Consider the following 5,013-nt stretch of genomic DNA (forward strand, 5'->3'; position numbering starts at 1 on the left):
CCCTGATCCTGACCGGACTGCTGCTGGTGGGCCCGGGTGTCCTGGTCGTCGTCCTCGGAGCCCTGGTCCTGGTCGGGCCGCTGGTGGACCTGGGTGTCCTGGTCCTCGGTGTCCTGGTCCTCGGAGTCCTGGTCGTTCGAGTCCTGGTCGTGCGAGTCTTGGTCGTCGGAGTCCTGGTCGGTGCCGTCGGCGCCGGACTTCTCGTCCTCGGACTTGGTGTGCTCACCGGCCTGCGGGAGCACCACCGTCCCGCCGGCGTACTCGTCGACCGGCACACCGACCAGGACTCGAACGACCAGGACTCCGAGGACCAGGACTCCGAGGACCAGGACACCGAGGACCAGGACACCGAGGACCAGGACACCCAGGTCCACCAGCGGCCCGACCAGGACCAGGGCTCCGAGGACGACGACCAGGACACCCAGGCCCACCAGCAGCAGTCCGGTCAGGATCAGGGCGGGTCCGATCAGCAGGAGACCCGGGCCCACCAGCAGTCCGGCCAGGACTCCGGCCAGGGGCCGAGCCGGGACCAGGGCGTGCGGCTCGAGGACCAGGGCCCCCGGCACGCGGCGGACGACAACGCCGACCAGCACACCGAGGAGATCCCGCTGCCCAGCCAGCGCGACGCCGACGGGCAGGCGGACGAGGACGGGAAGCCGTCACCCCACAAGCGCGAGGGCGGGCTGCGGCGCCTGTTCAACCGCTCCTGAGGCCCCGTCGGCGAGGCCGGGTGGACTCCCACGGCTGCTACGGCAGCCGTCGCGGTCCACTCGGTCTGGCCCCCGGGCCCGAGTGGACCTCCACGGCTGCGGCCGCAGCCACCGAGGTCCACGCGGCGACCCTCCCGACGGTTCCGGATCACTCGTCCTCGAGCGCCTCGCGAGGACGCGTGGCCGAACCGGCCCGGAGCACATGCTGCCGACCAGAACCGGATCTTGGCGGGCGGGGCCCGGCCAGAGTGTGATCCCGCTCATGAACGAGTGGATCGCCGAGGTCGGGGCCGAGAACGCCGAACTGCTCGCGACCCGCAGCCGGACCGCGGTGCTCGCCTCCGAGTACCGCCCCAAGGACCTCGGGGACGGTCGCATCTCTTACTCGAAGCGCGCGCTCGGCGCCGCCCGGGAGCTCTCCGAGGAGGAGGAGGGCGCGATCACCGAGGACGGCGAGGGCCTGCGGGTCTGGGTCGGTGACGACGCGTTCGACCTCGAGGAGACCTGACCCTCGGCCCGTCGGCGATCCTCGTCATCGTTCAACGATCCGGCATGAGGACGGGTCGGTAGGCTCGGCGTCGTGACCGTCGCCGATCCCGACCCGGCCGCCCGCGCCGCGCTCGAGGCGCTGTCCACGGCCCGCGTCGCGCAGACGTCGTCGACGGCCGAGCGGGTCGCGGACGCGTTGCGCGAGCAGGTCGTGGAGGGACGGCTCCTCCCCGGGGCGCGACTGGGGGAGCAGGCGTTCTGCGATGCGATGCGAGTCTCGCGCAACACCCTGCGGGAGGCGTTCAGCCAGCTCGTCGCCGAGCGGATCCTGGTGCGCGAGGCGCACCGCGGGGTCTTCGTCACGACGCCGGGCGTGGCCGACGTGCACGACGTCTACCGGTCCCGGCGCATCGTCGAGCCCGGAGCGGTGCGCTCGGGCGAACGCGCGCACGACGAGGCGGCGGTCGCCCTGGTGCGCCGGGCCGTCGAGGAGGGGCGGGCCGCCGCGACCGCGGCGGACTGGAGCGGGGTGGCGGACGCCAACCAGCACTTCCACCGGGCGCTCGTCGGGCTCGCCGGCAGCACGCGGCTCGACCAGCAGATGGACCTGCTGCTGGCCGAGATGCGGCTGACCTTCCACCTGATGGGCACCCACCGCGACTTCCACGAGCCCTACCTGGAACGCAACGACGCCGTGGCGACGCTCGTCGAGCGCGGGGAGCTCGAGAAGGCCGCGCTCGAGGTGGCCGACTACCTCGCCGACGCCGAGGCCCGCATCGTCGCCGCGTTCACCGGAGGACGCTCCTGACCACCTCGGCGTGCTCCCGCAGCGTCTCCGCCGGGTCCTGCCCCGGCTGACGCCCGAAGCCGCAGTACATCGCGACCCCGAAGTCGTCCAGGAACCGCGAGGCCGTCCGGTGCCGGCGGCGCAGTCCGTCCTCGCCGTCGAGGGGGAGGACGATGCCGAGGAACACCCGGGTGTGCGGCACATGCAGACCGGCCAGGGGGGCGAAGAACGCCTGGTCCTCGCTGCGCAGGTACCGCGGGCCGGCCAGGTGCAGCCAGTCCAGCGGGCGCCCGGAGTGCGCCGCGGCGTGGTTGGCCATGTGCACGAGGAGTCCCATGTCCCGGGCCTCGAACATCGGCCACTCGGGGAACGTCCCGTAGCAGAGGTGCAGGCCGAGCAGGACGTCCTCGGGGACGTGCGGGGCCAGGCGCGACCACGGCCCGGCGAAGCGGTCCCACGCCCCCTCCTGCCCGCCCTCGGTCCAGCCGAGGACCTGCTCGTTGTCGAGCACCTCGTAGGCGAAGTCGAACTGCAGCGCGAGGTCGTCCGCCGGGACCGTCGCGAGCACCTCGTCGATCGAGCGTCGCGTGAGGTCCTCCAGCGCCGGCCCGACGATCGCCCAGTCCCGCGCGTAGTGGTCCTTGAACGCGCCCGTGAACACGCTCGACGGGCCCGGGAAGTTGACCTGGAACCGCTGGCCGGCCGGGATGACGCCCTCGTCGCGCAGGCGGCGGAAGAGTGCGTAGGACTCCAGCATCACCGGCACCCGCGGCCACGCGTCGAAGCGCAGCGGATCCACGCCCTCGCGCACGGTCAGCCGCGCCGTCTCGTAGGCGTGCCGCGCGCGCCCGGTGGGGGAGCCGCTCGGGACCAGCACCTCGATGTCGGGATGGGGCTCGAGCAGCCGGGTGCGGTCGAAGGCGACCCACATGCTGAGCGCGCCTGACTCACCGTCGGGCAGGGCCGGGACGAGGTCCCCGACGAGGCCCGCCCCGGCCCGGAACGCCTCCTCGGCCGAGGGCGTGGGCAGGCTGCCCACCAGCAGGAGATCGCTCGTCACCCGTCCGGCCACGCCGGCCTCCCTCGCCCACCGTGTCGTTGCTCGTCGGAGGCGATCCTCCCGCGCCGGGCGCTGCTCGGCGACGGTTCGTCGTCCCGGTGAACCGTTCGGCCGCCGGCTCCGTGTTCCCGGGCAGGAACCCCGAGCGGAGGGCGTGGCGATGACCCACAGCACGGCGAGCACGATCGATCACGGGTCCCGGACGACGGGTGGCGCGCCCGGCCTGCTGCGCGCGGTGCAGGTGACGGCCGTGCTGGCCGTGCTCAATCTCGTCCTGCAGTACGTCACGGCGGGCCAGATCCTGCCCCGCGGCGGCCCCGCCATCGCCACCCACGCGACCGGCGCGATCGTGCTGCACGTCGTGACGGGGGCGCTCGCCCTCGCCGCGATCCTCTACGCGCGGGCGCAGCGTGGACCGTGGTGGCCGCCGGTGGTGGCCGTCCTGGTGTTCGTGTGCAGCTTCGTGCAGGCCTACTTCGGCGACGAGGGGAACCTGAAGGTCCACGTGCCCGGGGCGCTGGTGCTGACCGTCGGGATCGTCTGGCTCACGGCGTGGTCGTTCACGCGCGCCGTGCGACGCTGACCCAGGTGGAGGTGGCGCGCGAGTCGGGGGACGCGGAGCTGATCCGCGTGCTCCACGAGCAGCACGGCGCCGCCCTCTGGGCGGTGGCGCTGCGGACGACCGCCGACCGCGGGCGCGCGCAGGACGCCGTGCAGGAGACCCTGCTGCGCGCCTGGCGCCACCCGGCCGCCCTCGATCCGAGTCGCGGCGACCCCCGCCCCTGGCTGCTGCGGACGCTGCGGAACGTGCTGATCGACGAGTGGCGGTCGCGCGCGGCGCGCCCGGAGCTGCTGTCCGACGACCCCGTGGGCGCGGAGTCGGGGACGGCTCCGGGGGCGCACACCGTGACCGACCACGCCGAGGCCGCCGTGCAGGCCTGGACCGTCGCCGCGGCCCTCGACCGGCTCTCGCCCGAGCACCGCGCGGTGATCGTGGAGTGCTACTACGGAGGTCGTACGGTCGGCGAGGCGGCGGCCGTGCTGGGCATCCCCGCGGGGACCGTCAAGTCGCGGGTGCACTACGGGCTGCGGGCGCTACGACTGGCGCTGGAGGAGATGGGGGTCGGCACATGAGCTGCCCGCACCGCCTCGACGTCGGGGTCTACGTCCTCGGGGCGCTCGACCCCCCGGAGCGGGAGTCGTTCGAGACCCATCTCGACGGCTGCCCGACGTGCCGCGCCGAGCTCACCGCGGTGGCCGGGCTGCCGGGTCTGCTCTCGCGGGCCGCGGCCCCCGTCGTGGATCCGGCGGCCCCGGAGCCGCCCGGCGAGATCCTCGCGGGCACGGTGCGCCGGGTCCGACGGCGCCGGCGCGTCGCCCTGCTGGCCGCGGCGGCCGCCGTCGTCGTCGCCCTCGGTGTCGGGGCAGGGGTGGCGGCGTGGACGGGCCCGGGTCCCGCGGCCGCCCCGGACCCGGACGTCGCGGCGCAGGCCCGCGAGGTCGCGCTGCCCGGCGTCGCGGGCTCGGAGTCCTCCGGCCTCGCCGGCCTCACCGCACGCCCGTGGGGGACCCAGGTGTCGTTGACCTGCGTCTACGAGGGCGCTCCGCACCCTCCGCCGCCCCCGGACGCGCCGCGGACCACCTACGTGCTGGTGGTCCGCGGCGTCGACGGCCGGCTCGAGCAGATCGCGAGCTGGAGCCCGCCACCCGGCCAGGATGTCCGCGTCGCCGCCTCGACCGACCTCCCGACCGACCGGGTCTCGGGCCTCGAGGTCCGCACGGCGGAGGGTGCGGTGGTCATGCGGTCATAGGTGCTCGTGCGGCCGCGCCTTCAGCGCCGCCACCGTACTGACCACCGCCGCGAGGAACAGGTAGCCCGCTGCGAACCAGGGCGCGCCACCGCCGAGGGCCAGCAGCGACGTGAGGATCGGTGGCGTCAGGCCCGAGGCGTAGATCCCGCCACCCTG

General features: G+C 74.6%; 7 protein-coding genes and 1 pseudogene. 6 read left to right on the forward strand and 2 right to left on the reverse strand.

The window, feature by feature from the left end:
- Nucleotides 1–245, reverse strand: a pseudogene (locus AC0CYZ_RS10675) (hypothetical protein); the annotation flags it as partial.
- On the opposite strand from AC0CYZ_RS10675, the gene AC0CYZ_RS10680 reads away from it, so the two are divergent.
- From AC0CYZ_RS10680 to AC0CYZ_RS10690, 3 genes are all read left to right on the forward strand, one after another.
- Nucleotides 219–710 carry a hypothetical protein gene (locus AC0CYZ_RS10680; protein WP_472215047.1) on the forward strand — a complete coding sequence of 164 codons (492 nt, stop codon included), beginning with the start codon at nt 219–221 and terminating at the stop codon, nt 708–710. The pseudogene AC0CYZ_RS10675 and the gene AC0CYZ_RS10680 overlap by 27 nt on opposite strands.
- Before the next feature lie 262 nt (nt 711–972).
- Nucleotides 973–1,218, forward strand: coding sequence for a hypothetical protein (locus tag AC0CYZ_RS10685; RefSeq protein WP_472215049.1), 246 nt, complete (start codon nt 973–975; stop codon nt 1,216–1,218).
- A gap of 72 nt (nt 1,219–1,290) precedes the next feature.
- On the forward strand, nt 1,291–2,007 hold the full coding sequence (locus AC0CYZ_RS10690; RefSeq protein ID WP_472215051.1) for a GntR family transcriptional regulator: 717 nt from the start codon (nt 1,291–1,293) through the stop codon (nt 2,005–2,007).
- On the opposite strand, the gene AC0CYZ_RS10695 is transcribed toward AC0CYZ_RS10690, so the two are convergent.
- The gene (locus tag AC0CYZ_RS10695) at nt 1,988–3,058 is read right to left on the reverse strand and encodes a hypothetical protein (RefSeq protein WP_472215053.1); all 1,071 of its coding nucleotides are present in this window, start codon (nt 3,056–3,058) and stop codon (nt 1,988–1,990) included. The two genes, AC0CYZ_RS10690 and AC0CYZ_RS10695, sit on opposite strands and share 20 nt — an antisense overlap.
- 148 nt (nt 3,059–3,206) lie before the next feature.
- On the opposite strand from AC0CYZ_RS10695, the gene AC0CYZ_RS10700 reads away from it, so the two are divergent.
- From AC0CYZ_RS10700 to AC0CYZ_RS10710, 3 genes are read left to right on the forward strand one after another with little or no spacing between them, the layout of a single operon-like run.
- Entirely contained in the window at nt 3,207–3,629 is a 423-nt protein-coding gene (locus AC0CYZ_RS10700; protein WP_472215055.1) for a hypothetical protein, read from the forward strand.
- Between the two features lie 5 nt (nt 3,630–3,634).
- Nucleotides 3,635–4,180, forward strand: a complete 546-nt coding sequence (locus AC0CYZ_RS10705; RefSeq protein ID WP_472215057.1) for a sigma-70 family RNA polymerase sigma factor — start codon at nt 3,635–3,637, stop codon at nt 4,178–4,180.
- Nucleotides 4,177–4,857, forward strand: a complete 681-nt coding sequence (locus AC0CYZ_RS10710; protein WP_472215059.1) for a zf-HC2 domain-containing protein — start codon at nt 4,177–4,179, stop codon at nt 4,855–4,857. The genes AC0CYZ_RS10705 and AC0CYZ_RS10710 overlap by 4 nt, the downstream gene beginning before the upstream one ends.
- Nucleotides 4,858–5,013: the final 156 nt, after the last annotated feature.

It is taken from the genome of Actinomycetospora sp. (genome assembly GCF_055612215.1).